This window comes from Bacteroides sp. PHL 2737 (assembly GCF_004115325.2).
Classification (GTDB): Bacteria; Bacteroidota; Bacteroidia; order Bacteroidales; family Bacteroidaceae; genus Bacteroides; species Bacteroides hominis.
Window position 1 is genome coordinate 429,390 of record NZ_CP040630.1, and the last position, 26,560, is coordinate 455,949.

At 44.1% G+C, this 26,560-nt stretch carries 20 protein-coding genes and 1 riboswitch; of the genes, 19 read left to right on the top strand and 1 reads right to left on the bottom strand.

The features are described from left to right. The first annotated feature begins 398 nt into the window (after positions 1 to 398). From DBK98_RS01835 to DBK98_RS01890, 13 genes are all read left to right on the top strand, one after another. Positions 399 to 551 carry a hypothetical protein gene (locus DBK98_RS01835; RefSeq protein ID WP_164932429.1) on the top strand — a complete coding sequence of 51 codons (153 nt, stop codon included), beginning with the start codon at positions 399 to 401 and terminating at the stop codon, positions 549 to 551. Positions 552 to 957: 406 nt separating this feature from the next. Next, positions 958 to 1,734, top strand: a complete 777-nt coding sequence (locus tag DBK98_RS01840) for a site-specific integrase (RefSeq protein WP_032536193.1) — start codon at positions 958 to 960, stop codon at positions 1,732 to 1,734. A gap of 429 nt (positions 1,735 to 2,163) precedes the next feature. Then, positions 2,164 to 3,057 (top strand): phage integrase SAM-like domain-containing protein, encoded by an 894-nt coding sequence (locus DBK98_RS01845; protein ID WP_004289225.1) that lies wholly within the window; start codon positions 2,164 to 2,166, stop codon positions 3,055 to 3,057. Between the two features lie 46 nt (positions 3,058 to 3,103). Continuing rightward, complete coding sequence (locus tag DBK98_RS23090; protein ID WP_004289226.1) at positions 3,104 to 3,433, top strand: hypothetical protein; 330 nt, start codon at positions 3,104 to 3,106, stop codon at positions 3,431 to 3,433. A gap of 386 nt (positions 3,434 to 3,819) precedes the next feature. Further along, positions 3,820 to 4,012: riboswitch (cobalamin riboswitch) on the top strand. Positions 4,013 to 4,166: 154 nt separating this feature from the next. Beyond that, positions 4,167 to 5,084 carry a DUF4465 domain-containing protein gene (locus DBK98_RS01850; protein ID WP_004289228.1) on the top strand — a complete coding sequence of 306 codons (918 nt, stop codon included), beginning with the start codon at positions 4,167 to 4,169 and terminating at the stop codon, positions 5,082 to 5,084. A gap of 64 nt (positions 5,085 to 5,148) precedes the next feature. Beyond that, positions 5,149 to 6,930 carry a PKD-like domain-containing protein gene (locus DBK98_RS01855; RefSeq protein WP_004293827.1) on the top strand — a complete coding sequence of 594 codons (1,782 nt, stop codon included), beginning with the start codon at positions 5,149 to 5,151 and terminating at the stop codon, positions 6,928 to 6,930. Between the two features lie 14 nt (positions 6,931 to 6,944). Next, positions 6,945 to 9,035, top strand: coding sequence for a lipoprotein (locus tag DBK98_RS01860; RefSeq protein WP_004311297.1), 2,091 nt, complete (start codon positions 6,945 to 6,947; stop codon positions 9,033 to 9,035). Between the two features lie 28 nt (positions 9,036 to 9,063). After that, on the top strand, positions 9,064 to 10,164 hold the full coding sequence (locus tag DBK98_RS01865; RefSeq protein WP_004293828.1) for a YncE family protein: 1,101 nt from the start codon (positions 9,064 to 9,066) through the stop codon (positions 10,162 to 10,164). A gap of 18 nt (positions 10,165 to 10,182) precedes the next feature. After that, positions 10,183 to 12,261: a TonB-dependent siderophore receptor gene (locus DBK98_RS01870; RefSeq protein ID WP_004311295.1), complete on the top strand. Its 2,079-nt coding sequence runs from the start codon at positions 10,183 to 10,185 to the stop codon at positions 12,259 to 12,261. 11 nt (positions 12,262 to 12,272) lie between these two features. After that, the gene (locus DBK98_RS01875; RefSeq protein ID WP_004289233.1) at positions 12,273 to 13,412 is read left to right on the top strand and encodes an ABC transporter substrate-binding protein; all 1,140 of its coding nucleotides are present in this window, start codon (positions 12,273 to 12,275) and stop codon (positions 13,410 to 13,412) included. Next, the gene (locus tag DBK98_RS01880) at positions 13,413 to 14,393 is read left to right on the top strand and encodes an iron ABC transporter permease (RefSeq protein ID WP_004311292.1); all 981 of its coding nucleotides are present in this window, start codon (positions 13,413 to 13,415) and stop codon (positions 14,391 to 14,393) included. After that, positions 14,390 to 15,148: an ABC transporter ATP-binding protein gene (locus DBK98_RS01885; RefSeq protein WP_007748724.1), complete on the top strand. Its 759-nt coding sequence runs from the start codon at positions 14,390 to 14,392 to the stop codon at positions 15,146 to 15,148. Before DBK98_RS01880 ends, DBK98_RS01885 begins: the two co-directional genes overlap by 4 nt. Then, positions 15,145 to 15,711: a DUF2284 domain-containing protein gene (locus tag DBK98_RS01890; protein WP_004289236.1), complete on the top strand. Its 567-nt coding sequence runs from the start codon at positions 15,145 to 15,147 to the stop codon at positions 15,709 to 15,711. The genes DBK98_RS01885 and DBK98_RS01890 overlap by 4 nt, the downstream gene beginning before the upstream one ends. A 583-nt stretch (positions 15,712 to 16,294) precedes the next feature. Here DBK98_RS01890 and DBK98_RS01895 read toward each other — a convergent pair. After that, positions 16,295 to 16,504, bottom strand: a complete 210-nt coding sequence (locus DBK98_RS01895) for a hypothetical protein (protein ID WP_005829337.1) — start codon at positions 16,502 to 16,504, stop codon at positions 16,295 to 16,297. Between the two features lie 121 nt (positions 16,505 to 16,625). Here DBK98_RS01895 and DBK98_RS01900 point away from each other — a divergent pair, with 121 nt between their 5' ends. The 6 genes from DBK98_RS01900 (at position 16,626) to DBK98_RS01930 (ending at position 26,544) form a co-directional block, all read left to right on the top strand. Beyond that, the gene (locus DBK98_RS01900; protein WP_004327094.1) at positions 16,626 to 17,042 is read left to right on the top strand and encodes a DUF3408 domain-containing protein; all 417 of its coding nucleotides are present in this window, start codon (positions 16,626 to 16,628) and stop codon (positions 17,040 to 17,042) included. 29 nt (positions 17,043 to 17,071) lie between these two features. Continuing rightward, on the top strand, positions 17,072 to 17,476 hold the full coding sequence (locus DBK98_RS01905; protein WP_004315818.1) for a DUF3408 domain-containing protein: 405 nt from the start codon (positions 17,072 to 17,074) through the stop codon (positions 17,474 to 17,476). Positions 17,477 to 17,551: 75 nt separating this feature from the next. After that, on the top strand, positions 17,552 to 18,340 hold the full coding sequence (locus tag DBK98_RS01910) for a ParA family protein (protein ID WP_128900010.1): 789 nt from the start codon (positions 17,552 to 17,554) through the stop codon (positions 18,338 to 18,340). A gap of 1,257 nt (positions 18,341 to 19,597) precedes the next feature. Then, a complete protein-coding gene (locus tag DBK98_RS01920; protein ID WP_004327093.1) occupies positions 19,598 to 21,478 on the top strand; it encodes a carboxypeptidase-like regulatory domain-containing protein in 1,881 nt (626 codons plus the stop codon). Between the two features lie 910 nt (positions 21,479 to 22,388). Then, positions 22,389 to 25,259, top strand: a complete 2,871-nt coding sequence (locus DBK98_RS01925; protein WP_004311273.1) for a TonB-dependent receptor — start codon at positions 22,389 to 22,391, stop codon at positions 25,257 to 25,259. 13 nt (positions 25,260 to 25,272) lie between these two features. Continuing rightward, entirely contained in the window at positions 25,273 to 26,544 is a 1,272-nt protein-coding gene (locus DBK98_RS01930) for a DUF4876 domain-containing protein (RefSeq protein WP_004312956.1), read from the top strand. The last annotated feature ends 16 nt before the right edge of the window (positions 26,545 to 26,560 follow it).

The following is a 26,560-nucleotide window of genomic DNA, read 5'->3' on the forward strand; positions in this document are numbered from 1 at the left end:
CAATACAAGACAAATTATTAAAGGTCTTTTTTTGAATAAAAAGTGAATTTTATTGTAAGTGACTGAGGAATAGAGCTGTTGTTAAACATGTTTTTTGAAAAGGGAGGGAAAGGGAAAAGGGGGACACATTATTATAATATAGAGGGAAAAGAAGAAAGAAGGAAAGAAGGAAAGAAGACCAGGAGGACAAAAAGGGAAAGAGCGGGATACGGACAGACGGAAAAGGGGAAAAACAAAACTTAGTCAAGGGATTTTATTATTCTCAGAAACACCTGTAAGGAATCAGGCGAAAACATAAAAAGTTGCTGGCAGGGTTGTATCCTTGTCAGAAGTATCTGTAAAAAAGAGGAGGATTTCACGGGATACAGTCTTTTCAGTACTCTCCGGTTGCGACAAGATTGAGTAGAGAAATCGGAAATCCAGCGGCTTTTGGCGTTAACATTGTTAATGCGATTGAGGGAACATTTGTTTTAAGAGCGGAAATAACAAACCTTTTAAATGTAAAAGCTTTGTTATTTGAAGACAAAAGACTTGATTTAACACAGCGTTAAATCAAACGACGGAGAAGGAAGAGGATAAAGGCAGGAAAGTATTGGAAATGAAGAAGATGGAGAGAAGAAGGATTGTTTATCGAAAAGAGGGATACAAGGCGGACGGAAAGGGATAGTTGCGATTCGGGTAAGTATGGTTGCAAGGGATTTTCAAAAATGCTGCGGGAAATGGAAACCAGAAGGGGCGGTACCCTTAAAACAAAAGGTGAGCTGGTTTTAAACCAAATAAAGTGAACGTACAGGGGGCTGTGGAGCCGATTTTTGCGAGACAAGGAAACGGTTCAGAAGAAAAACATCAAAAAAAGATATACAGATTTGCCACATATCCCCTACTCCATTTTCTTCCTCCGACAAAAATTTCTATCTTGTTCCAAAGAAAAAACTAGGAACCAAGCAACACTTACGTATGAAAGAGAAGAACTTTACCCGATTCATGGATACCATGATCGAAAATCTAAAAACGGGCAATGCACTGGGAACAGCCCACATTTATCAAGCAAGTAAAAATGCATTCATTACTTTTCTGGGAAAAGAAGAAATCCATTTCCGACAGATAAAACCGGAACTACTGAAGCGCTTTGAGTACTTCTTGAGAAGTCGAGGGAATAGCTGGAATACAGTATCGACCTATATGCGAGTCCTGCGGGCAGTTTATAATCGGGCTGTAGACCGAAAGTTGGCACCATACATGCCCAGACTCTTCAAAAAGGTATACACCGGCACTCGAACAGACATCAAACGAGCACTGAGACCGGAAGACATGGGGCGATTGCTCAATACACAGTCTACCCGGAAACAGACTGAAACCTTGCGACGTACCCATCAATTGTTCGTATTGATGTTCTTATTACGAGGTCTTCCGTTTGTAGATCTGGCTTATCTGCAAAAGACTGACTTAGATGGAAATACGCTCACATATCACCGCCACAAAACAGGCAGTCCACTCACCGTCACTGTGCCGAAAGAAGCCATGGATATCATCGACGAATGGAAGAATACAGATCCGGACGCTACTTACCTATTTCCAATATTGGAAGAAAACGAGAAAAGTCAAGATAATTATAGAGTATATCAGCAAGCATTACGGACATTCAATTATCAATTGGCAAAGTTGGCGAATCTACTTGGATTCAACAGCAATATCAGTTCGTATGTGGCGAAACATCATACAATCTCTATCTAATTGAAAATTAAACAGTTATTTCTGTTTAATTAATATCAGGTAACGATTTAGAAACGAGCGAATTACAATATTCTGTTTTCTTTTGCCTCTGTCAAAGAACGATTCTTTCAATGCAAATATACACTTTACTTGTGACAAAAGCAATCTTTTTCTACATTTAATCGACTTACAGTCAGCCTTAAAGAGGGTATCTGGTCTCATTCCATCTTCTTCCTCAAAAATAACATAGCAGTCTAAATTGGTTTATGTATGGGATAGGTCTTGTTCATTCGATCCGGTAGACTACTATACATAAAAGTATAAAGGCGAGATACGACAAGGAGATGCCATGCTTTTGTGTAAGGGGAATCTCTCTTAGCTTATCGCAGACCATGTATAGCTAAGTGTTTTGAGAATAAACAGTCTGTAAAAAACGGAAAGACACCGATTATGGGCCGTATCACCATCAATGGAACCCAAGCCGGTTTCAGTTGTAAGAAAGAAGTGTCCCTCGCTTTGTGGGACGTCAAAACCAACCGGGCCAAAGGCAAGTCCGAGGAGGCCCGTACACTCAATCAGGAGCTTGACAATATCAAGGCGCAAATCACCAGGCACTACCAGTACATCTGCGACCACGACAGTTTTGTTACAGCCAAGAAAGTCTATAACCGCTATGTCGGCTTCTCAGAGGAATGCCACACCCTTATGAACCTTTTCAGGGAACAGCTGGAACCGTATAAAAAGAAAATCGGCATAGAGAAAGCCGAAAGCACCTACTGCGGTCTGGTTGCCGATTACAAGAGTCTCCTGCTTTTCATGAAAAGCAAGAAGAATGCAGAGGATATTGTCATCGAAGAACTTGAGAAATCATTCATCGAGGATTACTACAACTGGATGCTCGGTACATGCGCTTTGGCAAACTCCACTGTCTTCGGGCGTGTCAATACCTTGAAGTGGCTGATGTATATCGCGCAGGAAAAAGGCTGGATACGGGTTCATCCGTTCGCATCATTCGAGTGTATGCCCGAATACAAGAGGCGTTCTTTCCTTTCCGAAGAGGAACTGCAAAGGATAATCCATATAGAACCGAGATACAAACGCCAGCGTGCCATGCGCGACATGTTCCTGTTCATGTGCTTCACCGGTCTTTCCTATGTGGACTTGAAAGCCATAACATACGATAATATCCATACCGACTCCGACGGCGGTACATGGCTGATGGGCAACCGTATAAAAACGGGAGTGGCGTATGTCGTAAAATTATTGCCCATTGCTATCGAACTGATTGAAAAATATAGGGGTACGGATGAAAAGAAAGACTCCCCGAATGTGTCTTTCCGGTAGGTGAATACAATGCCATGCGGCTCAGTCTTGGAATCATAGGCAGGAAATGCAACTCCGGGGCGAGGTCACCCCGCACATCGGACGCCACGCATTTGCCGTTCTGGCCATACTCAAGGGGATGCTGCTGGAAACTCTTCAGAAAGTGTTTGGGCATAAGTCCATCACATACGTCCTGCGCATCCATTCACTTGTCCGGCGCAGGCGGGGCAATCTTTTTCTGGAAGTCGCCCATCTGTACGACCAGCGTGCTGACCAGCTTTCTCAACTCCTAATACGCGCTTGTTTCAATAATTGTCAGTTCCATACTAAAATTCTTTTTAAGATTCTGAATATGCGACAAAGTAACGCACATCCTATATCCTTTCCAAACAGATAATATCAGAGTCTTCCGTTGGCGTGCATTGGCGTATCCAACGTTAAAAGAGAAGGTCCTTCACCTGCATCCATGCGGCAACGGAACTTCCATTCCCTTACTTGTTTTCCATAAATTTATAGGATTAATTTCTGGTGCATGATATTAATAGTCATTATTCTGTCTGCTTTTTTTGCTTGCATAATTGCAGCTAACAGTTATCTATTCCAGAACGCATTGTTATGGAAAATGGCAAGCTGTTTTGTTGGTTTATGGATATTGTGTATGATAATTACCGTCTTCGTTTGTCGTAAACTTGAATGCTCTAATTAAAACAGTACGGTTGTCATGCTTTGTGTGTTTTATTATAAATATTATGAATTATTTGGAATTGATATGTAATATAGATAATTTTGCAGTCGGGAAATGGTTTCGGGAGGTTTACGCCTTCCGAATGAAAAGGGAACCCGGTGAAAATCCGGGACAGTACCCGCTGCTGTGAGTCCACAAAAACGGACATCGAACTTTTGCCACTGGTGTAATACCGGGAAGGCACGATGACCGGGACGAGTCAGAAGACCTGCCATGACCGGAATGAGATTTACACCTGCGGGATATACGGGTCGTAATCAAATAGGGAATAGCTCATCGGCCATTCAATATTTGAAGACAGACATATTCCCGTTCGTGTAAGTCCGCACGAACGGGAATTTTTTGTGTTTGTTAATAATATGTTTTACATTAAAATGAGTGACCTATGAAAAGAAAATTACGCTTTCTGGCAGGTGCCTGTCTATTTACCGCAACCGCCTTGTTCTCTGGCTGTAGCTCGGACGATGACTTTTTGATGGACCCGGTTGATTCCGGAACTTCGCAAACCCGTGCTGTGACAAATTCGGACGGTACTTTAACTATCACTTTCGATGATTTCGATCCCGGCATGTTAGCAGGACCTACCTCGGCCGGAGAAAATCTTTATTCGTACCAAGGGTATCCTCAAGTAACCACCATTTACGACAATACTCCGGAAGAATATCTCTTCCTTTCAATGTTTAATACTGTAGGTGGAAGCACAGAGTATTCCAGCGGCGGCATCGCACTTTCCAACTGGAACATCCGCTCCAATCAGTCGGGAAATACCGGAGACTGGTGGTATTCTTATCTAAACCAATGTTCTGTCTATAACACTGCGGTGGAAGCGGAAGGACAGAATAAGGAAGCCGGGCACAGCGGTTCCAATTTCGGTGTCGTTTACGGATATGTGGATGCTTACAATCAGGCATGGATGGCTAAACCAGAATTTTATTTCAATGTTCCCCGGAAATTGGTCGGCCTGTGGATCTGCAACACCTCATACACTTATGGTGTCATTACTTATGGTAATCAGTTCGGTTCTACGGGGGTAGCGACTCCTCTGAAAGAGATGAAAGGGTATTTCCAAGTGAATCTGGAATGTTATGATGCGAATGGCGGTCTGATCCGCACTTACAAACGTCTTTTAGCCGATTATCGTAACGGCCAACAACAGGTTGATCCTATCACGACATGGGATTATTGGGAAATCAATGCCGAAGGGGTGCAAAGTGTGAAATTCAACTTCGAGGGTTCGGATTCGGGAGCATACGGTTTGAATACTCCGGCTTATATCTGTATTGATGATATCACCATACAATAAAAAGAATACAAGGATATCCCTTCTGTCGGGGGTATCCCTGTTATTTTTCTAAAATCCACACATCATGCATCGTTTTCACTATTTTATTATTTCTGCCTGTATGCTGTTCACCTCCTGCAACAAGGATGAAGTCATTACCGAAGAAGTAGGAGGACAACCTATAATAGAACTTGACAGCGAGACCGGTATTTACACGGTCAAGGTCGATCACGAATTGACTATCGCCCCGACATACCAGAATGTTGAAGATGCTCTTTTTGCTTGGACGATAGACGGTACGCTGGTTTCTTCGGGTCCGTCTCTTCAACGTACATGGAATGAATGCGGGGATTTTTATGTCAAACTAAGAGTAGACAATGCGGAAGGCTATGCCGAAGAGGAACTGAAAGTAGAAGTGAAAGAACTCACCCCTCCGGTCATCTCACTGGCACTACCTTCGCAGGGGCTAAAAGTCGTCCGGAATACCGATTACACATTTACTCCCGATATTCAGCATTCGGATGTCGAAGGGTTCAAAATCGAATGGGTACGGGAAGGAAAAATCGTTTCCACCGAGAATACTTATACTTTCAATGAAAAAGAACTCGGTGTTTATACGGTGACAATCAACGCTTCCAATATAGATGGGACAACAACGAAAGACGTAAGCGTAGAGGTCGTGGAAACGATGCCCTACGTTGTCAAATTCCCGACCCCGTCTTACCTGCAAACATCCACGGACAGGTACACTTTTGCCGACCGTCCTGTTTTCCTGCGTCCGTTGTTGGAGTATTTCGACAATCCCCGTTTTGAGTGGAGTGTGGACGGTCAGGTCATGGAAGGAGAAGTGGAACGCATGTTCAAGTTCACGCCGTCCGCACCCGGAGAATACACCGTCTCCTGTACTGTGTCGGAAGACACACCGACGGAAAAAATAAGCAGGAATATCGACAAAGGGAAAACGGCTGTCACTGCCACCGTAAAAGTCGTTTGTGTGGACAAAAAGGAACAAGACGGCTTCCGGGCTTCGGGAAGTTCCAAGCTCTGGAATAAAGTCTATGAATATACCCCAGCTCCCGGCCAATTTATCAACGAGACGAGCACGATAGGCGGTATGACCGGCAACGAAACATCCCCTGAAGCGGCTGTCGCATGGGCAACACAGCGTTTGAAAGACAAACTGCACGTCTCTTTAGGTTCTTTCGGGGGTTATATCATCGTCGGCTTCGACCACAGTATTCCCAATTCGGGTAACCAATATGATTTCTGTGTTCAGGGGAACGCCTTTGACGGCAGTTCCGAACCGGGTATCGTATGGGTCATGCAAGATATAAACGGAAACGGATTGCCGGATGACGAGTGGTACGAACTGAAAGGATCTGAAGCAGGCAAGGAAGAAACAATACAGAATTTTGAAGTGACCTATTACCGTCCGGAAGGCAAAAAAATGGATGTCCAATGGATCAGTTCCGACGGTAGAAACGGCTGGGTAGACTATCTGTCCGCTTATCATACACAAGACTATTATTATCCGGCTTGGATTTCGGAAAACAGTTATACCCTGACAGGCACTTGTCTGGCCGCCCGCAACACCCAAGATTCTCAAACCGGTTATTGGGATAATCAGAGTTATGACTGGGGGTACGTGGATAATTTCGGAAACGACCAGATAGAAGGCGGCAGTACGGTGGATGGAAGCGGACAAAGGAACGGTTTCAAAATTTCCAATGCCATCCATGCCGATGGAACGGAAGCCAATCTGCAATATATTGACTTTATCAAAATACAATGCGGTGTTCTGGCCAAAAGCGGCTGGCTGGGCGAAGTTTCTACGGAGGTATTTTCTTTTGAGGATCTAACCAAATAATAAAAATTACAAGTATGAAAATTTATTTTCTTCCCATGCTCCTATCCTTGTTCTTTTTGGGAGCGTGTGACAAAAACGATGAAATTATACCTGAAGATGCAGATGAAAATTTCATCACATCGGTCGTGATGACCGTGGACGGGAAATCGTACACGGCCGACATTACGGACAATACAGTAACAATAACCGTTCCCTATACGGTATCGCTGAACAACGCCGAAGTGGAATTCAAGTACACAACTTCTGCAACAATCATACCTGATCCTGAAACGGTAACGGACTGGGATAACGAACGAACCTTCCGGGTGACATCCTATAACGGAGATGCCCGCGAATATACCTATAAGGTCGTGAAAAGCGAGATAGAATCTGACGGAGATGTGGAGTTGAAGACCACCGAGGAGGTAGCTTCTTTTGCCGCAACCAAAACAACCGTTGTCAAAGGGAACCTGATTATCGGCTCTGATGCGGAAGAGGCAGAAAAAATCACTGACATATCTGCATTGGCATCTTTGAAAGAGGTTACTGGCAACATTGTCATTCGTAACAGTTACAACGGTGCAGACTTGACAGGGTTGGATAATATCGTTTCTGCCGGAGGTTTACAGGTAGGTTCGACCGATGTCGCCTCGAAAGCTACGGAACTTCACATGATTTCCATGAAAGCATTGGAAACGCTCTCCGGAGACATATCGGTATATAACGACCAAGTGACGTATGTCCTATTCGAGAAACTGGCAACTATTGAAGGAAGCGTGATGTTCAATGCGTCGTCGTTACAGAGTTTTGAGTTTCCGGTTCTGACTACTGTAGGTCAGGATCTGAATCTTCAAGGACTCAATGAAGAGAACACAGCAGCCGGTTCGATTGCGTCTTTGGAAATACCGGAACTGACAAGTGTCGGAGGGGTCTTGTCCGTAAACAATCTTGCCAAGCTGACTTCCATGAGCTTCCTTAAGCTGAAAGAGACCGGTGGCCTTGATTTCCATACCGTCCCCGTGATGTTGGAAACCATCAACCTTCCGGAAATCGAAACAGTAAACGGAAGTATTATTATGGAAGCCAATATGGAAGCTCCTCCTACCGGTAGTTTTGTTCCCCAACGAAATGACGTGCTTCAGGCTTTCGGTGGAATGGACAAACTGACAACGATAAAGGGACAGATAAAGATAAAGAATTTCACGGCACTCAAACAACTTCCCGACTGGAGCAAGATCACCACACTTGGAAGCATCACGCTGGATTATCTTGAAGATGTGAGCGGAACACTGCTGTTGCCGAACGCCCGATTTGAAACCTTCGGAGAAACAGCGCCCCAGATTGAAATTATAAACAAGGTGCAGCTCTCCAAAATTGAAACAGCCGAAGATTTGTCAAATGTAAATTTTGTCATCACCAGTCTCACGAATAATAAGTTCCCTGAAATCACGTTCAAGAATATCAAAGACTTCACTTGTAAGCCAACCACCAACAATACCGATTATACCATATCGACAATTCAACATGTATATGGAAATCTAAATGTGACAGGCCAAATGCGAAGCAATGCCAAATTTCCCGACTTGGAAATCATAGATGGATATGGATATATCCAAATACCCATGTTTGCTTCAATCACAATGCCAGTCTTGAAAGAAGTGGGAGGACAGTTCTATTTATCTGGAAATTTTACCAGTTGTAACTTGCCCTTACTATCCAAAGTTTGTTGTTCAGCTTCTCCTGTATATTATAAAGAGGGAGAGGGTTCGTTAGCAATATCTTTACAAAGTAAATCGCTGGATATTCCGGAATTGCTTCACGTAGGAGGTGAAGGGTTGTTCGTTAATAAAGCAACAGGCATTACTTGTGATAAATTACAGACTATAGATGGTACGCTACAGATAAAAAGTGCGACTTCTCTTTCTCAGGAAACACTTTCCATGGAGAAGTTGGAGACCTTGCATGGGGTTGTTTTTGACGGTTTGACGAAATTTACCGACTACACTTTCTTCGGCAAGTTTATAGAAAACGGAATGATTACGGGGGAAAGTTGGAGCGTGACGAAATGTGGGTATAACCCAACCTTCCAAAATATGAAGGACAAACAATATACGCAGCAGGATTAAACCTTATACCTTAACCAGAGTACCCGTAATGATTCGGGTACTCTTTTTTATCCGAATGACAATGAGCAGAACAATACAACGGATTTGCCTTTTTCTTTTCTGCCTGCCAGTTTTCGGCAGTTGCATGAAATGGGATTACGGAGAGATGGAAGATTTCTCTGTATCGGCCTCTGGTCTTTTCATTACCAACGAGGGGAATTTCCAGTACAGCAATGCCACGCTTTCCTACTACGATCCCGCCACGTGCGAAGTGGAGAATGAAGTGTTTTACCGTGCCAACGGGTTCAAGTTGGGCGATGTGGCCCAGTCTATGGTTATCCGGGACGGTATAGGCTGGATCGTGGTGAACAACTCGCATGTGATTTTCGCCATCGACATCAATACTTTCAAGGAAGTGGGCCGTATCACAGGTTTCACCTCACCCCGGTATATCCATTTTCTGTCGGATGAGAAAGCCTATGTGACGCAGATATGGGACTACCGTATCTTCATCATCAACCCCAAGACATACGAGATTACCGGCTATATCGAATGTCCAGACATGGACATGGAATCGGGTTCCACCGAACAAATGGTACAATACGGCAAGTACGTCTATGTGAACTGCTGGTCGTACCAGAACCGCATCCTGAAAATCGACACGGAGACGGACAAGGTCGTGGACGAACTGACCATCGGCATACAACCTACTTCGCTGGTCATGGACAAATACAACAAGATGTGGACCATCACGGATGGCGGTTACGAGGGCAGCCCATACGGTTACGAGGCACCGTCTCTCTATCGTATAGACGCCGAGACTTTCACCGTAGAGAAACAGTTCAAGTTTAAGCTGGGCGACTGGCCTTCGGAAGTCCAGCTCAACGGTACACGGGATACACTTTACTGGATCAACAACGATATTTGGCGAATGCCGGTGGAAGCCGACCGTGTTCCCGTCCGGCCTTTTCTGGAGTTTCGGGACACCAAATACTACGGCCTTACGGTCAATCCCAACAACGGGGAGGTATATGTGGCCGACGCTATTGATTACCAGCAACAAGGTATCGTGTATCGCTATTCGCCGCAAGGCAAGCTGATCGATGAATTTTACGTGGGAATCATTCCGGGAGCTTTCTGCTGGAAATAACGAGGAAGGAGGACAAAAATGAAAAGACATCTTATTCTATTGTTCGTGGGGGTAAGCCTGCCCTTTCTGCTTGCCGCCCAGCAGAAAAATTCCGTCAGCATTACCAAAAGGGTACTACGTATTCCGGAGGTTACGGTGGTGGGCAAACGACCTATGAAGGATATAGGCGTGCAACGAACCCGTTTCGATTCCATCGCCATGAAAGAGAACATCGCCTTGTCTATGGCCGATGTGCTGACATTCAACTCATCCGTTTTTGTCAAGAACTACGGACGCGCCACGTTATCCACCGTGGCTTTCCGGGGTACCTCTCCCTCGCATACCCAAGTGACGTGGAATGGTATGCGCATTAACAACCCGATGCTGGGCATGACGGATTTTTCCACCATCCCTTCTTACTTTATCGATGATGCCTCGCTGCTGCACGGAACGTCATCGGTAAACGAAACGGGCGGCGGCTTGGGTGGTCTGGTCAGGCTCTCCACTTCTCCGGCCAACCATGAAGGGTTCGGGTTGCAGTACGTGCAGGGAGTGGGGTCGTTCAGCACGTTCGACGAGTTTCTCCGCCTGACCTACGGTGACAAACACTGGCAGTCCTCCACCCGTGTGGTGTATTCCTCTTCCCCCAACGACTACAAATACCGAAACCGGGACAAGAAGGAAAACATCTATGACGAGGACAAGAACATCATCGGTTCCTATTACCCGACGGAACGCAACCGCAGCGGGGCTTATAAGGATCTGCACGTCTTGCAGGAAATTTATTATAACACGGGCGAAGGCGACAAGTTCGGGCTAAACGCCTGGTATATCAATTCCAACCGGGAACTGGCGATGCTCAGCACGGATTACGGGAACGACATGGACTTCGAGAACCGCCAAAGGGAGCAGACGTTTCGCGGCGTCCTCTCGTGGGATCGCGTGCGGGAGAAATGGAAGGTCGGTGTAAAAGGCGGCTATATACACACATGGATGGCCTATGATTACAAGCGGGACAAGGGAAACGGCGAAATGGCTTCGATGACCCGCTCACGCAGTAAGATTAACACGTTCTACGGAAGTGCGGACGGGGATTATGCTCCTTCAGAGAAATGGCTGTTCACGGCCGGTGTTTCCGTACACCAGCATTTGGTGGAAAGCGCGGACAAAAATATCATCTCGCAGGAAGGTAACAAGGCTGTTGTCGGGTATGACAAGGGACGTGTCGAGTTTTCCGGTTCCGTTTCTGCGAAATGGCGGCCTGTCGATCGTTTTGCCGCCTCGCTTGTCCTTCGCGAGGATATGTTCGGTACGGAATGGGCCCCGGTTATCCCGGCTTTCTTCATCGACGGGGTACTGTCGAAAAAAGGCAATATCGTGGCGAAAGCATCCATCTCCCGGAACTACCGTTTTCCCACGCTGAACGACCTCTATTTTCTGCCGGGCGGTAATCCCGACCTGAAAAGCGAGCACGGCTTCACATACGACGTGGGGTTGTCGTTCTCGGTGGGGAAAGAAAATGTATATGCTTTGAGCGGTGGTATCAACTGGTTCGATTCGCACATCGACGACTGGATCATCTGGCTACCCACAACCAAGGGATTCTTCTCCCCCAGAAACCTCAAAAAGGTACATGCTTACGGGGCAGAGACCAACGCCCACCTTGATATAATGCTCGGAAAGGACTGGAAACTGGATATGAACGGAACTTTCTCGTGGACTCCCTCGATCAACGAGAGCGAACCGATGAGTCCGGCAGACCAATCCGTCGGCAAACAGTTGCCATACGTGCCGGAGTTTTCCGCAACGGTGACCGGACGTCTGTCATGGCGGACATGGAGCCTGCTTTACAAATGGTGTTATTACAGCCAGCGTTATACCATGTCGAGTAATGACTATACCCTGACGGGCTATCTGCCCCCTTACTTCATGAATAACGTGACACTGGAAAAACAGCTCTCTTTCCGATGGGCCGATCTGTCGCTAAAGGGCAGCATCAACAACCTGTTCGATGAAGAATACCTTTCCGTATTGTCCCGTCCCATGCCGGGCATCAATTTCGAGATATTCATCGGCATAACACCCAAGTTCGGAAAAAACAAAAATAGTAAACGATAATCTGCATCAATATGAACGCATTAAAGAATTTAAGCCTGATTTTGTTGCTTTCTCTGGCATTTACAGGCTGCCACAACAAAAGCTCAAAAATCAATGATTTCAACCTGCTGCTTTATGCTCCCGAATATGCCTCCGGCTTCGACATCAAAGGGGCGGGCGGGAAGGAAAGCGTACTGATAACCGTCAGGAATCCCTGGCAGGGAGCGGACAGTGTAACCACATGGCTGTTTATCGTCCGCAACGGTGAAGAGGTTCCCGAAGGGTTTGCAGGACAGGTACTCAAAGGAGACGCCAAACGTATCGTGGCGATGTCTTCCACTCATATCGCCATGCTTGACGCAATCGGTGAAGTCCGGTGTATAACCGGCGTTTCGGGAATCGACTACATTTCCAACCCAGACATCCAAGCCCGCCGCGACAGTATTGGCGATGTCGGCTATGAAGGGAACATCAACTACGAGTTGCTGCTCTCGCTCGATCCCGACCTCGTTCTGCTCTATGGGGTGAACGGCGCAAGCGCAATGGAAAGCAAACTCGAAGAACTCGACATACCGTTCATGTATGTCGGCGATTATCTTGAAGAGTCGCCTCTCGGCAAGGCCGAATGGATGGTAGTGCTTTCAGAAGTCACAGGAAAACGTGAGAAGGGTGAAAAAGCCTTTGCCGCAATCCCGGTCAGATACAACGCCTTGAAAAAGAAAGTGGCCGACAGTACCCTCGGCACTCCTTCGGTTATGCTTAATGTTCCCTATGGCGACTCGTGGTTCATGCCTTCAACCCAAAGTTATGTAGCCCGCTTGATTACTGATGCGGGAGGCCGCTATATCTACCAGAAGAACACGGGAAACGCTTCTATCCCCATTGACTTAGAAGAAGCATATCTGCTCGCGTCGGATGCGGACATGTGGTTGAACGTGGGAATGGCGAACTCCCTTGACGACTTGAAGGCATCATGTCCGAAATTCACCGATACCCGATGTTTCAAAAATGGAGAGGTGTATAACAACAACGCCCGTACCAACACAGCCGGGGGTAACGACTATTACGAGTCTGCCGTCGTGAATCCTGACATCGTGCTCCGCGACCTCGTGAAGATATTCCATCCTGAACTGGTGCAGGAAGAGTGTGTGTATTACAAGCAACTGAAATAGATGCGTTCCCGTTCGACTATATTATTCTCCATATTGATTACGCTCACGGTCGGTCTTTTTTTACTGGACTTGGCCGTGGGAGCTGTCAACATTCCGATCCGCGATGTATGGGCAGCACTGACCGGGGGAAATTGTTCCCGTGCCACGGAAAAAATCGTACTCAACATACGCCTCATAAAAGCTATAGTGGCACTGTTGGCCGGGGCTGCCTTATCGGTCAGCGGTCTTCAGATGCAGACCCTCTTCCGTAATCCTCTTGCCGGTCCCTATGTCCTTGGCATCAGTTCCGGTGCAAGTCTCGGTGTGGCACTTGTGGTACTTGCCGGGATCGGTTCATCAATAGGCATTGCCGGAGCAGCGTGGGTGGGTGCGGCTGTCGTGTTGCTCGTGATAACTGCCGTCGGACAGCGAATAAAAGACATCATGGTAATCCTGATTCTGGGCATGATGTTCTCATCGGGCGTAGGTGCTGTCGTGCAGATATTGCAGTACCTCAGCAAAGAGGAATCGCTGAAAGCCTTTGTCATTTGGACGATGGGGGCTTTGGGTGACGTCACCTCCGGACAACTTCTGATTCTTGTTCCATCGGTGTTTGCCGGACTGCTGTTGGCTGTACTGACCATCAAACCGCTTAACCTCCTGCTGTTCGGAGAGGAATATGCCGTAACAATGGGACTGAATATTCGGCGTTCACGCAGCCTGTTGTTTCTCTCGACAACGCTGCTCGCCGGAACGATAACCGCTTTTTGCGGTCCGATAGGTTTCATAGGTCTCGCTATGCCTCATGTCACAAGAATGCTTTTCCAAAATAGCGATCATCATGTCCTTCTGCCTGGAACAATTCTTTCGGGAGCATCGATATTGCTTCTTTGCGACATCATTTCTAAAATATTCACCTTGCCGATCAACGCCATTACAGCTCTATTGGGAATCCCAATCGTCGTATGGGTGGTTTTACGCAACAAATCCATCACCGCATGATAGAATTACAGCATTTTTCCATAGGTTACAAAGAAAACTCGTTGCTCCACGAGGTAAATGCCACGATAAAAAAAGGTCAACTGACAGCCCTTATCGGAAGAAACGGGACAGGAAAATCGACGTTGCTCCGCGCCATAGCCGGTCTGAACCGGTGTTATTCCGGAAAAATCATTCTCGACGGGCACGACATCGCCTGCATGAAAACCGAAGATATGGCAAAAACGCTGGCTATCGTCACGACCGAGCGCACGCGCATCGCCAACCTGCGGTGCAAGGATGTCGTAGCCATAGGCCGTGCTCCTTATACCAACTGGATAGGTAGGATGCAAGAAACAGATAAGGAGATAGTCATGCAATCGCTCATTTCGGTGGGAATGGAGGCTTATGCAAACCGCACGATGGATAAAATGTCGGATGGCGAATGCCAGCGTGTGATGATTGCTCGTGCATTGGCACAGGATACTCCTATCATTCTCCTTGATGAACCGACTTCCTTTCTTGACATGCCTAATCGCTACGAACTTGTGGCGTTGCTTCGTAGGCTTGTCCACGACGAGAAAAAATGTATCATGTTCTCGACACATGAACTTGACATCGCGTTGTCCATGTGCGATTCGATAGCATTGTTAGATACCCCGAATTTAAGTTGCTTGACCGCGTCTGAAATGCAGAAAAGCGGATACATTGACAGACTTTTCCAAAATGAAAACATCCGTTTCGACTCCTTATGCGGTACAATGATTTTGAAACAATGAGTATATACACTGTAGAAAATTTTACTTCAGACATCACTGTTGAAGGATACATCGCCGAATTCCGTGACGAACCACATTTTCTTGAACTTTGCAAACAATGTACCAATTACGGTAAAAGTTGGGGGTGTCCTCCATTTGATTTTGATACGGAATCGTTTCTCCGACAATACAAGTATGCACATCTTATGGCAACGAAGATAATCCCTGAAGACAAAGATATTCCGATTGAATATACACAAAAACTCATTTTACCGGAACGGATACGAATCGAGAGCGAATTATTGGATATGGAACGGAAATATGGAGGGCGTTCATTTGCCTATATAGGTAAATGTCTTCACTGCTCAGATAACGAGTGTACGCGTAACTGCGGCACACCATGCCGACACCCGGAAAAAGTGCGTCCGTCACTCGAAGCCTTCGGATTTGACATAGCCAAAACGCTTTCTGAACTTTTTAACATCGAACTTCTTTGGGGAAAGGATGGCAAATTACCTGAATATCTTGTTCTCGTAAGCGGATTTTTTCATAATGAATACGAACTTTGCAACATAGCATACTAATGATTCGGACATGAAATAAACAGACAAACTAACCACATTCGGTTCAATCTGTTTTGTGATTTCAAATGAATTATAGTTAGATATGTAAAAAGCGACGCTGGAGCTTGAAATAAGTAACGGTTTATCGGTGTATTCTCCGTTAAACCGTCCTGTTTTCGTTAAACGAAAACACAACTTGCTGTCCGCAGGAGCGGACCACATTTATCCAATAATTATTGTGTATTAGCCCATTGTATGGCTATTCTCCTGTGATTTACGAGGCATTTCCATCAGGTGTTTGCCGGCTGCTCTCCCCATAAAAGGGTGGATATCTCTCCATAATCATATGACTTACGTCCATAATTCGGGAATAAGGAGGCGAATATACGGGAAATCTGCCCTTTACATGCCCTATTGTCCATTAATGGATTGTTACTTCTACACATCTACAAATGGAGAGCGGCAGTGAGCCGTATATGGTTTATGGTTTTTCTGCATTATCTTCATTAATGGATTACTACTTCTACACTTCTGCAAATGGAGAATGTAGCCGTGTACACCTTATGGTCTTCCTTCATAATTCTCCATTAACGGATTAATACTTTTACACTCCCATAGACCGATAATTTAAGAATCCGTATCCGGACGGATGCGCGCTCTCACGCCTGCCCATAAGGATTAAAAAGGAACGGTGGACAAGGAAACGGAATCCCGCTCGCTTTTCCACACCACTACGGGCCTCTGATGTCGCCTCCGCATAGGAAGAACCGTCCGAACGGAACGGCATCTCCGTCCCCCCCGTCATGTGTATCATGACAATAACTGACTTTGGATGACTATAAGTGACAGGTGGTTTCATCCTGTTCTCTTCTTCCTTTATTTTGTATTCCGAGACAATACCAGTTGTGTAATTTAATAATTTAAGATTTTAAAATATGGATTCAGAAAAGGAAAAGAACCGGCTTTCCGATATCGTTCTCGAGAGGGTCGGACTCACGGGGAACCTTCTGTCAGCTCCCGTTTCCCCATCCCTGGAACCAGTGGTGGAGATACCAAGTCATGGAAGTCAGGTCCGGGCAGGGAAAGTGACAGGTCCGGAGGAATACAAGAGGAGGTTTCTGGTTCCCGCTCCCAGAGCCGCTGAGTGGAAGACCGCCTACATTGATGGGAGACTGCACCGCCGGATCGCCATGCTGGTCAGGGCCGCCGGCTGCGGCAGCATCTCCGGTTTTATCATCCGGTTGTTGGAACTCCATATGGAGGAACACAGGGAGGACATCGCCTCCCTGCTCGGTGAGGTCTACCGTCCCTGGGATGAGGACGGACAGCCGGGAGGAACACCTCGCCGATAAAACGTTGTCATTGTCCAAGAAGGCATATCATGACAGGAAAGAACGTAAAAGAGCGGATTGGTCTTGGCGGGATGGACGCGGACCGCATCCGTGAGATCATGGGGGAAGCGCCTGCCTGTCCCCGGAAGAGACGTGGAACGTCCGGTAACGACATTATACGTCCCGCAAGGAAAAATGGCCCCATGCAACCGTCCGTCTACGGGGAGGAATACCTGCATGGCATTGCGGGCGTGCAGCGTCGGTCGCTGCATATTCCCGCCGCCCTGCACCGGAAACTGTCCATCCTGGCGGGAGCCTCGAGAAACGGAAAGGTCACTCTGGAGGGGTTCATCAACCACCTTGTCTCGCGGCATCTGGAAGAATACAGGGAAACGACGGACATGATTCTGGAGGAGTCCCTGCCCGGCCCGGTCATAAAGGCTCGTCCCCCATGACAGGGGATCTCCCCCGATGGGAGCATTATTTTTGTTTCTGAAACAATAGTGTTTAACTTTTAATGAAAAAGAAGTATGATGAAAAAAGAAAAAGAGTTGTTGGTTGCCATCGCCAGCCAGAAGGGTGGCGTGGGAAAATCCGTCTTTACGGTACTGCTGGCCAGTGTCCTGCATTACCGCAAAGACGTGCGTGTGGCGGTTGTGGACTGTGACTCCCCGCAGCACAGCATCGCCCTGATGCGTGAGAGGGACATGGAGAATGTCATGAAAAATGACGACCTGAAGGTGAACCTGTACCGGCAGTACGAAAGAATCCGTAAGCCTGCCTATCCGGTCATCAAAAGCGACCCGGAAAAGGGGGTGGAAGACCTGCGGCGTTATATGGACGAAAAAGGGGAGACTTTCGATATCGTGCTCTTCGACTTTCCCGGAACGCTCCGCAGCGAGGGGGTGGTTCATACCGTTGCCGCGATGGACTATATCTTTGTCCCGCTCAAGGCGGACAATATCGTCATGCAGAGTTCCCTGCAGTTTACCAAGGTGCTGGAAGAGGAGCTGATCGCCAAGGGGAACTGCAACTTGAAAGGAATCCGGCTGTTCTGGAACATGGTGGATAGAAGGGGACGGAAGAATTTGTATGATGCCTGGAACCGGGTCATCCACAGGATGGGGCTGCGGCTGCTGTCCTCACACATTCCGAACACCCTCCGCTACAACAAGGAGGCGGACCCTGTCTGTAAGGGTGTCTTTCGTTCCACGCTGTTTCCACCCGATCCCCGTCAGGAGAAAGACTCCGGCCTTCCTGAACTGGTGGAGGAGATATGCCATGCCATCGGTCTGGAGGAATCCGATACCGAGCGGTAGCGGATGATAGGATACAGACACCTTGAATAAGGGCTTTTAGCCTAAGATAAAGTAAGATAATTGCATGATAATAAGTTTTTTACAGATGTGACTTCTCCTATAAAAGCATTACCTTAGTAGTGTAATGTGCGCCAAGAGGTCACACAAGTAATTGTTCAGCATCGTGTCTGAACCTATTGTTCCATCAATAGTAGCCTGAAGAGGCGTACGTGACTGGCAACGGTCGGGTGCGAAGCCCTCTTGACAACGACGTTCCAACCTAAGCATCATAGGCGAAGAATGTCAAAGCTGACTGATATGAGTAACCTAAGTGAATCGCCGTACCATCGTGACTATGAATTAGCTCACGGATATTTATGGGCCATTCCAAAAGGCAAGCAGTCAGGATAGTACGCTGTTACATCGTGCTACACGGATGTCGCACTGCTGGTGGATAGGCGGAGTCTAAGTCGGTCGTCAGTTATTTGTGCGAAACTTGGTAAGCCCGTATCTCTCCCGTCAGCCAATAACCGATGGGTGGCCAATTGTAAGAGCGGCCGAATGAGGTGCGGGTAAAGGATTGTGGAGAAAGCGAATGCCATGGTGTAATGCCCTGGATAAAGGTTTCAACGTCACCCTACGCGAAAGCGGGCAGACTTCCACAGGGTAATTCTTTGTGAAACGAATTGTAGAACTTCAAGTATAAAGAAACAGCAAAGGAACAAGGCGCAAGCCGAGTGTGCATCTTCAGCCGGACGCAAAACCGTGTGGAAAGGAATAGACTTCGCACGATGCGAACGTAAGGTATCAATCGTTCACTGACTGCTATGTTCGGTATTAATGCAGACTGAATCCTTAATCATTTATCCAAACTCTTGAAATATCAAAGCCTGATTTAAGTGCAGATAACTGATAGAGTTTGGATAAATGGAAAGTTTGAATAAAATACATTATTATCAATTTCTACAGATATTTTTCCTTGCGCTCACACCCCACTGCATATTTGAGAAAACAGAATGATTTAACATACTATTTTTCATATCCAATCTTTTTTAATACTCCCCATGATAATACTCACTATAAAAAGTCCAATCGAATAATTTTACGCGGTGATAAATGAAATTAATAGAAAGCGATTACCTTTGAAGAAAAAGTCTGTAATTTGGTCAAGAGAAAAGTACAATAGGTCAAAACATGGATATTATAATTCGCTTTATTTGCACTACCATTTTAAATCTAATTGTATTAATCCTTATTATAAACTTTAATATCTGCACTATGAAGAGAAAAGTACTATTAAGCACATTGTTTCTAATACTACATTTCACTGTAGCATTAGCACAGCAAGTAACTATTTCAGGGCAAGTGTTGGATGAGAAGAGTGAACCTCTTATCGGTGCCACGATAAATATCGAAGGTACCACCAATGCAGTAATCACCGATTTAGAAGGAAAGTTCACGATAAAAGTACTTCCTTCTGAAAAACTGGTCATCAGTTATCTGGGATATAAGCCCAAAACTATCACTATCGGAAAGAACCGAAGATTTGATATCATTCTAGACCCTTCAGTCACAGAGATGGATGAGGTGGTTGTTGTAGGCTATGGTAGCCAGCGAAAAAGTGATATTGCAACCGCCGTTGCTTCTGTGAATATAAAAGATATTGTAAACAGTAGTTCTACGCAGACGTTGCAAGCACTACAAGGCAAAATCAGCGGAGTACAGATTATCCCCACAGACGGTTCATTGTCAAGCGGAATGACTTTCAGAATCAGAGGTGTCAACTCCGTCACAGGAGGAACCCAGCCTCTCTTCGTCATTGATGGTGTACCAATGCCTACTCAACAGATCACCAATGAAGATACCGAAACGGTAAACAATCCTCTGCTGGGACTGAATCCAAATGATATTGAATCCAATTTGAATTATTGGAATCCTCGTCCTATCAAAAAGGATAATCCATATTTGACCGTCCAAAGGAAGCTCTCTCCACAGACTGTGGAGGATTTCGCCAATAGACTGTTCATCTACCAGGTAGGAAAAAACAATCATATCGGCTTTCCATTCCGCAAACCCTCCCAGATGGAAATCCTTAACTTTGAAATGAGGAACTATTTTGCAGAGACCAATACCAATTATAAAGCCTTTGCCACGGGTGGTGACAAGGCACAAAGCTGTTGGATGGCCAATTTTGTTCCTTTTGACAAGGTTACAGACATATATCTCTTTGAATCCGCTATTGACGCAATGAGTTTCTACGAAATAAACCATTATACTAAAGAAACCACATGCGCATTCATAAGCACGGGGGGATATGTCACCAAATCCCAAATAGAGAATATAAGCCGTATATTCCCATCTGATAAGGTAAAGTGGAATTGTTGCTATGACAATGATGCCAGCGGTAATGGTTTTGACATCACCACAGCATATTATCTCAAAGGTGAGGAATGTAAAGCTTTTGCAAGGACCAACACTGGAGACACATATAAGACCATCTATTTAAGTTTCCCGGATGGAAACACACAGACCTTCAAAGAAGATGCATTTTCCTCCGGCGAGTATCTTAAACAACATGGTATAGACAATGTAAATATCATCAAACCTTCACGGTACAAAGATTGGAATGAGCTTCTTGTCTATTACAAAAGATTTGATTTGAACCTGGGTCCAGGAATGAAATTCATCCCGGCTATCGAAAAGACCATATCCCAACTGAATCTAAGAGGATATGAACAATTGGCCAATAGTATCAGTTCTTCCACAAAAGAACTGGTGGATTCTCTGCTTGAGCAAGCCAATTACTGCATTTCCGCACCTCTTGCCGAGAGCGGCGCTTATACTCTTATGGTAGACTGTAATATCTTCATGGGGCTGGACACGATGGTACCGGTACCAAGCAACTTATATGTTATAGAAAAGTGCACGCAAAAAAAGATATCGGCACATGCCATAAATGAATTTCTTAAAAAAGAATATATAAACATTTTTAGAGACATGAGTTCATCTGATTTCAAAAATTTTCTAGAGAAAGACATCCTAACTTATACAAAGGGTGCTGTAGAAAAGAATTTTGAGAAAGTGATATTGACTTTCGGATGGAGCCTTAAACCTTCAATTCTAAAAAAAAAGAGTTTTGACTTAGAACATGGTATATAGCATAACAATACAGCATGATACCATAATAGTAGCTGTTTCAAGCAGACATGTTGTCACAATTCCTGCCAGGTTTAATGGAATGATTCTCGGGCTTTGGAACTTGATACAGATTTTCGTTGCCTACTGTAATGAGAATCCGAATTGGGTGAGTAATGTCCGGTCACTGTGGGGTGACCGATTCAAATAGGGACAGGTATGGAACGGATGCCTATTCATGCCCCTATTATAGCTGACACATGGACTTTTATACATTCTTGCACTTTTTAAGTGGGTAAAAAAGTACTATTTGTATTTTATACAAAAAATTGTTTGCTTAATGAAATGGAACATACATTGCCAATGATATTTAATACCTATATATAGGTATTAGATGCGTTTTTATACCCAAAAAATGGTATTTTTATAATCTTTTGTAATATCTAATTTTGCATCCTAAAATAGATCTTTTATCGAAGAGAGATACAGTTTCCTTATATTTGAACTGGGGCTTCTGTAAAGTGCGATAAATATGAGGCTGGAACGGAGCTATCAGAAGAATTTTGGAGAAAATCCGTTTTTTAACTTAGTTAGATCTATCAATGAAAATATAAGTATTTATCTGCGTTGTATTAAGATATAGCATATCAGAACTACAACCATCCCGTTTTTTATTTAGATTTGCAGTTTGCTTTTAATCACTCAAGATCCGTATTACTATGTATGGAACTTAAATAAAGTACTAATATATATTGGATTTTCCTAAATATAATGCAGTTGCTATATTGTTAGACAACAGACGGTTGAGGTCTGTGAGATTATGCAACGGCACCAACAAAAACAACATGTATTTTTAATAATTTTAGTTTTGTTACACACAATGGTTTGTTTTAATTTAAAATTTACATATAATTTTGCATTATTAATAAATATGATGTTACTTATGAAAAAAGGTATTTTGGGGTGTAATATTATATACTTGTTTATACTTATTTGCATAGGAATTGCCCTCCCTATCAAATCGCAAAACAATTACAAAGTAAAACTTACAGGCACTGTTTATGAGTACGACCACAACAACAAGCGTTTGCCTTTAGAATTTGCAGCTGTGTCTATTCCTGAAATTGCACTAGGGACAACCTCTGATGAAAATGGTAGATACATACTGGAAAACGTACCTACTGGTAAAATTCGTATGCAAATTCAATATTTGGGCAAAGTCTCCATTGACACCTTAATAAATGTAAATAAGGATTTGGTTCTTAATTTTACAATGAGGAATGAGGATTTTAAGTTGAAAGAAGTTACAGTAACTGCAACCAACAGCCGTTCAGGCAAATCCACATCTTCTCACATTTCCCGCTCTGCTATGGACCATATGCAAGCGACCAGTTTATATGATGTAATGTCATTGATGCCAGGTGGAATTTCACAGAATCAAGATATGAGTTCGGCACAACAGATTAACATCCGTCAAGTTTCCAGTTCCAGTGGTCCGGAAGCTCCGATGAATGCTATGGGCACCGCAATAATTCGTGATGGTGCCCCCATCTCAAATAATGCTAATCTATCTGCGATGAGCCCTACGGTATTAAGTGGTACGGAAACACCCGCTTCATTGGCCGGAGGTGCCTCGCCGGCTGGTGGAACCGATGTTCGTAGTATTTCTACTGAAAATATAGAGTCTATACAAATCGTTCGTGGTATCCCTTCTGTTGAATATGGTGATCTGACCTCAGGAGCAGTAATTATTAATACAAAAGCTGGTCGTGAGCCGCTACGTGTCAAAGCAAAAGCCAATCCCAATATCTATCAGGTGTCTATGGGAACCGGTTTTGAACTTGGAAAAAAGAAAGGCGCTTTAAATGTAAGTGCAGATTATGCTTATAATACGAATAATCCAATATCCAGTTACCAGCACTATCAGCGTGCCACAACAAAGTTGCTCTATTCAAATACTTTCTTTAATAATAAGTTACGTACCAATTCCAGCTTTGATTTTATTTATGGTAAGGATCAACGTGAACGTAATCCTGATGATGAACAAACTAAAACAGCTTCGGAAGGCCGCGATATAGGTTTTACTTTGAATACCAATGGTACATGGAATATAAATAAGGGCTGGTTAAAAACACTACGCTATGTATTGTCAGGTACGTATATGGATAAAGACAGTTATTATGAAACCGTATACAGTTCTGCTACATCTCCTTATTCCATGACCACTACAAACGGTGCGGTACTTAGTAACTTTGCAGGTCAGCATATCTATGATGCCAATGGTAATCAAATTACTAATTTTGGACCGGAAGACATAAATCATTATGCTGTTTATCTACCAAGCAGCTATTTGGGACACTATGAGATCGATAGTCGTGAAGTTAATTTGTTTGCTAAAGTGACGAGTTCTCTATTCAAGGCGAGCGGTCATGTAAACAACCGCATCTTGATTGGTGCGGATTTCCGGAGTGACGGTAACGTTGGTAAAGGAAAAACTTATGACCCAAGTACTCCTCCTTATCGTAGTCAATACGGTCATAATTCATCTTTCCGTCCACGTAACTATAAGGATATTCCTTTCATTAACCAATTTGGTGCATATGTGGAAGATAATTTCAAATGGTCCATAAGCGGTACGCATGATTTGAACATTCAGGCTGGTGTGCGTTATGATCATACCTCAGTAGTAGGAGGCATTTTCTCGCCACGTGTAAATGCATCCATTGATTTGATTCCGAATCTATTAAGTCTTCAGGGAGGTTACGGTATTGCTGCAAAGATGCCTTCTCTTCTCTATTTATATCCAGAAAATGCATATTTTGAATATATCAATATAAATGAGCTTACCAATGAAAATATTCCGGAAAGCCAGCGCTTGTTTATGACTACCACAGAAGTTCGGCAAGTAGATAACTCAGATTTGAAGATTGCCCAAAATCATAAAGCAGAAGTCGGTTTTAATTTACGAGTGGGTAAAACCAATCTGAATGTAATAGCTTATAAGGAGCGTCTGAAGGATGGTTATGTAATGAGCCAAACCTTCAACACCTTCAATACATTTATCTACAATGAATACCAGCGCACAGAAAACGGGATAGAGCTTAGTAGTAGCCTACCGGTATTGTCTACTTATGCAAAACCAACTAATAATTTAAATATAGAAACTAAAGGTTTAGAATTTGATTTGAATATCGGACGTATTGATGCTATCCGTACGGCCTTCCAAATAAATGGCTCATGGATGCGTACTAAGAGTTGGCGTCAGGGTTATAGCTTCTATGACAATAGCGAAGATGCTGCTTCAGCCCGTAAACCGGTGGCCATTTATTCTCAAGAAGGCAATGCAAGTTACAAACAACAATTTGTAACGACTTTACGTGCCACTCACAATATCCCGCGTATCGGTTTTGTTGTTACGATGACAGCACAAGCTATTTGGCAGCAGTCTAATTGGAATACATTTGGAAACGATTCTATACCTGTGGGCTATTTAGCATTGGAAGATGCGTCTGTAAATATGTTTCCCAAGGGGAAATATACCACTACCCAGCAAGTAAAGGATGCAGGATATGGATATATGTTGAATAATGTAAGTCATAATAATGCTATAAAAGAATCATACAGTCCTTATTTTTGTTTTAACTTGAATGTAACTAAAGAAATTAGCAATATGCTACGTGTTTCTTTCTTTGCCAACAATATGTTCAGAAGTTATCCGCGCAGAGAATCCAAACGTAATCCGGGTTCATATATTCAATTGAATAACCGATTTTTCTTTGGGCTGGAATTATCACTCACTTTATAATGTTTAGGAAGTTATGAAAAAATATTTAATATATTTGTTTACATTGGCAAGTACCCTTTTGATAGGATGCGATTCGTTCAGGGACATGTCTGGCACAGCAGAAGTGAATCCTATCACAGTGGATGTATATTTGGATATTACCGTTGAAAATATATCCACACTGAAAGATCTGACTGTAAAGTTCGACAATTACGATGAAGATTTACATTATGTAAAAGAAGTAACTGATAATAGTGTGAAAGTTGACGGAATTATCCCCGGAATTTATTCGGTAACAGTATCCGGTACAGCGATCGATACAGAAAACAATGAATACTACATCAATGGCAATTCTGTAAATGCGGCATTATTTAAGCATGGTAGCGCATTGAATATTGAAGTACAAGGGCTTAAAGTGAGCCCATTAATATTCAAGGAGATTTATTATTGCGGTAGCCGTCCGGAAAAAGGAGGAGTCTATTTCCGAGACCAGTTCTATGAGATATACAATAACTCTGCTGACATTTTGTATTTGGACGGTATTTATTTCGCAAATTTAACTCCGGGTACAGCTACCACTAAATTACCTATTTGGCCGGAAGCGGACGGTAATAATTATGCATATGGAGAACGTGTGTGGAAATTTCCAGGAAATGGAACCGAATATCCGTTAGCGCCAGGTGAATCTTGCATCATTTCTCAATTTGCCGCTAACCATCAGTTGGACATCTATAACCCTCAAAGTCCTATAGACGGCAGTAGTTCTGAGTTTGAGTTTAATATGAATAATCCAAACTTCCCTGACCAGGCAGCTTATGATATGCAACATGTTTTCTACCAAGGAAAAGCAGAGATGGGAAGTATACCACAATATTTGACATCCGTATTCGGAGGTGCTTATGTGATTTTTCGTGTTCCTGAAGGAGAAGCTTGGGATCCGGTCAACGATGAAAATATGAAGACAACAGATCTTAGCAAACCGAACAGCAATGTTTATTATGCAAAAATACCTATTAAATATGTATTGGATGCTGTTGAAGCAGTAAACAATGAGTCAAAGATGAATGCAAAACGTGTCCCCGGTGTACTTGATGCAGGTATTACTTGGGTAGGAGCTACTTATTGCGGTTTAGGTATTGCTCGCAAATTGTCCACAGACGAAGAAGGTAATCCTATTATTCGCGAAGAAACAGGTACATATATATATCAGGATACAAACAACAGTACGGATGACTTTGAACGTGGCGTTGTTCCTGTAATGCGTCGTAATGGAGCAAAAATGCCTTCATGGAATCACACATTGTAATAATTAACTAAAAAGA

What these genes read in the sequence shown, in the direction of transcription:
- DBK98_RS01840 (WP_032536193.1), top strand. Translation starts at nt 958, where the DNA reads ATGAAAGAGAAGAACTTTACCCGATTCATGGATACCATGATCGAAAAT.
- DBK98_RS01845 (WP_004289225.1), top strand. Translation starts at nt 2,164, where the DNA reads ATGGGCCGTATCACCATCAATGGAACCCAAGCCGGTTTCAGTTGTAAG.
- DBK98_RS23090 (WP_004289226.1), top strand. Translation starts at nt 3,104, where the DNA reads ATGCAACTCCGGGGCGAGGTCACCCCGCACATCGGACGCCACGCATTT.
- DBK98_RS01850 (WP_004289228.1), top strand. Translation starts at nt 4,167, where the DNA reads ATGAAAAGAAAATTACGCTTTCTGGCAGGTGCCTGTCTATTTACCGCA.
- DBK98_RS01855 (WP_004293827.1), top strand. Translation starts at nt 5,149, where the DNA reads ATGCATCGTTTTCACTATTTTATTATTTCTGCCTGTATGCTGTTCACC.
- DBK98_RS01860 (WP_004311297.1), top strand. Translation starts at nt 6,945, where the DNA reads ATGAAAATTTATTTTCTTCCCATGCTCCTATCCTTGTTCTTTTTGGGA.
- DBK98_RS01865 (WP_004293828.1), top strand. Translation starts at nt 9,064, where the DNA reads ATGATTCGGGTACTCTTTTTTATCCGAATGACAATGAGCAGAACAATA.
- DBK98_RS01870 (WP_004311295.1), top strand. Translation starts at nt 10,183, where the DNA reads ATGAAAAGACATCTTATTCTATTGTTCGTGGGGGTAAGCCTGCCCTTT.
- DBK98_RS01875 (WP_004289233.1), top strand. Translation starts at nt 12,273, where the DNA reads ATGAACGCATTAAAGAATTTAAGCCTGATTTTGTTGCTTTCTCTGGCA.
- DBK98_RS01880 (WP_004311292.1), top strand. Translation starts at nt 13,413, where the DNA reads ATGCGTTCCCGTTCGACTATATTATTCTCCATATTGATTACGCTCACG.
- DBK98_RS01885 (WP_007748724.1), top strand. Translation starts at nt 14,390, where the DNA reads ATGATAGAATTACAGCATTTTTCCATAGGTTACAAAGAAAACTCGTTG.
- DBK98_RS01890 (WP_004289236.1), top strand. Translation starts at nt 15,145, where the DNA reads ATGAGTATATACACTGTAGAAAATTTTACTTCAGACATCACTGTTGAA.
- DBK98_RS01895 (WP_005829337.1), bottom strand. Translation starts at nt 16,504, where the DNA reads ATGATACACATGACGGGGGGGACGGAGATGCCGTTCCGTTCGGACGGT.
- DBK98_RS01900 (WP_004327094.1), top strand. Translation starts at nt 16,626, where the DNA reads ATGGATTCAGAAAAGGAAAAGAACCGGCTTTCCGATATCGTTCTCGAG.
- DBK98_RS01905 (WP_004315818.1), top strand. Translation starts at nt 17,072, where the DNA reads ATGACAGGAAAGAACGTAAAAGAGCGGATTGGTCTTGGCGGGATGGAC.
- DBK98_RS01910 (WP_128900010.1), top strand. Translation starts at nt 17,552, where the DNA reads ATGATGAAAAAAGAAAAAGAGTTGTTGGTTGCCATCGCCAGCCAGAAG.
- DBK98_RS01920 (WP_004327093.1), top strand. Translation starts at nt 19,598, where the DNA reads ATGAAGAGAAAAGTACTATTAAGCACATTGTTTCTAATACTACATTTC.
- DBK98_RS01925 (WP_004311273.1), top strand. Translation starts at nt 22,389, where the DNA reads ATGTTACTTATGAAAAAAGGTATTTTGGGGTGTAATATTATATACTTG.
- DBK98_RS01930 (WP_004312956.1), top strand. Translation starts at nt 25,273, where the DNA reads ATGAAAAAATATTTAATATATTTGTTTACATTGGCAAGTACCCTTTTG.